The 4,413-nt window shown below is 63.8% G+C and carries 1 protein-coding gene and 1 pseudogene; one reads left to right on the forward strand and one right to left on the reverse strand.

From position 1 onward, the window contains the following. Window positions 1-899 precede the first annotated feature (899 nt). Window positions 900-2,792, reverse strand: a complete 1,893-nt coding sequence (locus tag ACRDU5_RS10965; protein WP_526614527.1) for a ricin-type beta-trefoil lectin domain protein — start codon at window positions 2,790-2,792, stop codon at window positions 900-902. Between the two features lie 826 nt (window positions 2,793-3,618). On the opposite strand from ACRDU5_RS10965, the pseudogene ACRDU5_RS10970 reads away from it, so the two are divergent. Then, window positions 3,619-4,143: pseudogene (locus ACRDU5_RS10970) on the forward strand (IS630 family transposase); the annotation flags it as partial. Window positions 4,144-4,413: the final 270 nt, after the last annotated feature.

Here is a 4,413-nt window from a genome sequence, read left to right on the forward strand (position 1 = left end):
GCTCCGCCTGCGCGCCACCTACCTCTCCGGAGATCTCGACGCGTACTGGACATTCCACGTCCATCAAGACCAACAACGGCTTCACCCCAACGGGGCCTGGAGCGTCGTCCTAGAGTAGCCACACCCATTCGATTCTGGCCGGTTATTGCACGTCAGGCCTGTGAGAGGCGACCAAGACCCGCTGCAACTCTTATCGTCGCGTGATCGGCGCCACCGTCGCAGCCGGGGTCTCCCTTGCGAATCGAAGGCGCGACGTTAGGACCGGACGGGGTTCGGGATGGCGACTTGCCCAATGGACCGCAGGGTCCGGCAATGTCTCTCGCCTGCCGTGGCCTCGCCCGCTTGGCATTCGCCAACCAGAGGACGCTGGCCCAGGGGTGATGTAAGCGTGACGGTCACCTCGGCGATAGCGGCATTGGACGTGCAACTCCGGAGGTTGTCGCTCGGCACTCGCACAACGGCTGTCATAGTGACCGAGTTCGGCCCTTCGATCACGTCCAAATGGTCGTAGGTCATGCAACCGCCTTCGAGTACGACCACGTGCAGTGAAGTGCCGTCCGACCTGGACAGCACCCACTGCCCAGGCTCCTGCTTGGACGATTCGGGCGGGACACCTGCCGTCGCACGGACGTTGTCGCGTGTCGTTACCGTCTGCACGATCGTGGTACCTGGGCCGGCCGTCCCGGAGCCTTCGTCTGTCTTCCTGCCGTTGCTGCACGCAGCGAGGGTGAGAACGACGAGTACAGACAGGTACCGGCGCATGCGGATCCTCCGATCGGGTCGACAAAGGTTGAGGGTACAAGGGCCAACCCGGGCCGTCGAGGGTCGTCCCCCGACGGCCGGGTTTGGCGTCAGTCCGCGTCGGCTTCGGCGTGAAGCCAAGGGGCCCGAAGACATAATCACCGTTCGATGCGCCAGACCTGGTTCTGATGCGAGGGGTTGCAGTCCACCTGGATGACCCGTTTGCCCTGGTCGTATCGGGTCGATTCCCAGCCGTTCCACTCCACTTCGACGCAGCCGTAGGAGTGGAGAGCTTGGAGCTGGAACCGGCCTCCGCCGTTGTGGTATAGCCAGAATTTCTGGTTGAGCCCGCCGTGGCAGTCGTAGAGTTGGAGGGCGGTCCCGTTCAACCCGTTGGGGACGTCAAGGCATTTGCTCCGGTTGCCGATGGTCAACTTGATCTCGTATGAAGGCGTGGAGCCGTTTCCGAACGGGTCACCTGTGTTGCGGCTCGGGATCATGGTCCATCGCTGGGCGTTCCCACCGTGACACCCCCAACTCTGAATCTGGGTGCCGTTTCCCAACTGTGCGTTGAAGTCGTCCATACAGAAACCCGAGTGATCGGAAGCCAAGGTGAGCGAGTTCGCAGGCCAGTCCCACCCATTCGGGCTGACCAGCGCGTCAAGTTGATAGCCCTGCCCCTCTCCAAGGACGCGCGCGATTTTGGAGAAGATTCTCCACCCCTGCTCCTCGAACTCCCCGGAGTGAAGCCCGAAGGCCGTCGGCCCATTGCCGACAAGGGCGCCGCTGTCGCCCAGGTCCGATGTGTACAGACTCACTGCGAAGTCCTGATAGGTGGTCCCGTCGTCGTTCTCGCCACTGAAACTCGTCGACAGGACTTGGCGACAGGTAACTTCGATGGTAGCGATCCCGTTCATACAGGCGATGTCGTTGACGGTTGGATTCCGCGCTTGTGTGATCGTGTCGATATTGGGCAAGCAGCCGGGACATTTTATAGCGAGAGCATTCGGGCTGGCCTTGCCGGGTTGGTCGAGCCGGATGTAGCTCACATCGGCGTACATGTCATTGTTGTAGACGCCGCCTTGGCGGAAGCCGATGCGCGTGCCGGAACCATCCTTGACCTCCGGCGTACCTCCCCAGCAGTGTCCGGCCGTGAGGAGGTACCTGACGCCGTCGGTCTTGCCAATGGCGGCAAGCCCGGACGTGCACGGCACGTTCGCAGGGCCGGTGAGCCTTAGACCCGCCTTCATCGTTCCTGTGCTGTAGTTGTGGTCGTCCTGCCGGGTTGATCGTCCAGACGCCACGAAGTTCACCATGGCCCTGTTCGGAGCGGCGCCCGTTGCTGCCAGCCCGTCCCAAATTCGCTCCGCCGTCGAGCGTAGCGTCGGCGTGAGCCTCTCGAATCCGACGACGATGCGATTCGCTCGGGAGTCCGTGAACAAGGCCACGAGTGCAATGCCACCGGCACGAAGGGCATTGCGAAGGTTGGTCGGGGCGACCTTGTCGGTCGATAGGAATTGGTTGTCGAGCAGCTTCTTTGCCGTGGCGAGGTCGGCCGCCGAGAACTCCACGGTCTTATACTGGACCGTGCCGGCCTCCGTCGGCACCTTGCTGGCTACGGCCGAGAGCACGGTCGCGGGGGTGCGCGCGAGCACCTGGATGACGAGAGCACCGCCATTGGGGTGGTCGATGTATGCGCCTCCGAGCGAGTCGTTGGCCTTTACGAACTCGTCTAGGCCGCCGGGAACCGCTAGGGCGTCAGCGACTCGGCTGCGGCGTCGCATCTCTGCAGCTTCCGGGCCAGTCAGGGGCGTTCCGTACGTCCAGTCGGCCTCGCCAGCGAATGCGGCGCCGATGGCAATGTCGCTCTTGTCGAGACCGAACTCGGCACGCTGTTGCGCGGCTTTGGAGCGTTCGGCGGCGCTCGGCGGCTGACGCAGGGCGGGGTTGGTCCGTCTGTCGGATTGCGGCTGCTGGTCGAGCGGGGCCCCAGTTCGCTGGTGGTCGCTGTTGTCTTGCTGCGCGGCCGCCGGCAAGTTCAATGCGGCCATCGCCAGCAAGGCGATAGCTACCAATGCTCTACGTTTCACCGCTTTGCCTCCGTAGTCGATGTACTGAACTTGTCCATCCGGTGGACGGTCGTCGGCGGTTCACCGGACACATCTGGATGAGGAACTTGTCGATACCGGTGCCGATGACTTGGGTGCTTGGTCTCGGTCCGCTGGCCTGGATGTGACACGGGAACGAGAACCCGGCGTGATACTGAAACCTGAGGGTTCGGCTGCACCCCACATGCCCCAAACGAGCCTCCCTTCGCCAAGAGGATCGGCCGTGATGGCGTCGTGGCACAGTGCGAACCGCTTCCCAGCCCGTCAAGTCGAAGCGGGGTCTGATCGTCGTGGGCGTCGATGGTGATCGCTAGGGTTCGCCTATTACTGCCTGCGCCGACGAGCAACCCAGCACGGTGGTCCTCGCGCGCTACGGCAGGCAAGCCCGGGCCACGAATTTGGGTCTCGGCGATCATGGCCGTGCGAGGACTCACGACGAGCGTGGCCACAAGAAACTAAAACACTGCGACAGGCGCGTTTCGAACAACGCTGGTCCTTCGATTTGGGCAGTTCCTTCCGCCGCGAACCGCCCAACTCGACCGCTCGCCCGGAGGCGTCAGTATCGTTGTCGCAACCGACTACGTCAAGGCGGGTCGAGGTGCCGCGGGACTCCTTGTCCGACGACTCGCTCGCGTAATTGCTCATTGGTCAGCCGAAGGCACAGCTGGCGGGTAGTCGTAGTGCGGGTCGCTAGTGTAGTGTCCACTAAATGACGCGCGGTATGTAGTAGCCTTTCGGAGTGGCGAACCACCCCGCGGCTCCGCTGGCGATGACGCCGGAGCAGCGGGAGCAACTCCAGGTGATCGCCCGGTTGACGGCTCGCCCCCATCGGGAGGTCCTTCACGCGAAGGCGTTGCTCCTGGCCGCCGACGGCGTGGCCAACACCGACATCGCCGAGCGCATCGGGGTGGGCCGGGGCACCGTGCTGGCGTGGCGTGCGCGTTTCGAGGCGGAGGGGATCGAGCGCATCGGCAAGGTGGCCAAGGGACGCGGGCGCAAGCCCTCGATCCCCCAGGAGAAGGTCGAGGCCATCGTCCACGACACGCTGCACACGGCCCCGGATTCCGAGACGCACTGGTCGTGCCGCTCCATGGCCGCCCACGCCGGCATCTCCAAGGCCATGGTGCAACGCATCTGGTCCTCCAGGGGCATCAAGCCGCACCTCGTCCGCACCTTCAAGCTTTCCAACGACCCCCGCTTCGAGGAGAAGCTGGTCGACGTCGTGGGGCTCTACCTCGATCCTCCCGAACGAGCAGTGGTGCTGTGCGTTGACGAGAAGGTGCGCCACGAGGCGCCGTGACACCGGGTGGAGGTGAAAGGACTCGGGTGTGGCTACTCTAGGACGACGCTCCAGGCCCCGTTGGGGTGAAGCCGTTGTTGGTCTTGATGGACGTGGAATGTCCAGTACGCGTCGAGATCTCCGGAGAGGTAGGTGGCGCATGGCCTCGGCCATCTCCGGTGTCCAGCGCATGCCTGAGCGTTCCATGCGATCCTTGATCAAGTTCTTGCAGGCGCCCTCGACGGAGCCGCTGGCGATGGGCCACCCCTTCGAGAGGTAGTGGTC

The sequence above is a fragment of the Mycobacterium sp. genome, assembly GCF_050701515.1.
Lineage (GTDB): Bacteria > Actinomycetota > Actinomycetes > Mycobacteriales > Mycobacteriaceae > Mycobacterium.

Bases quoted from the DNA above. Each gene is read 5' to 3' on its own strand.
- ACRDU5_RS10965 (WP_526614527.1), bottom strand. From the start codon at position 2,792: ATGGCCGCATTGAACTTGCCGGCGGCCGCGCAGCAAGACAACAGCGAC.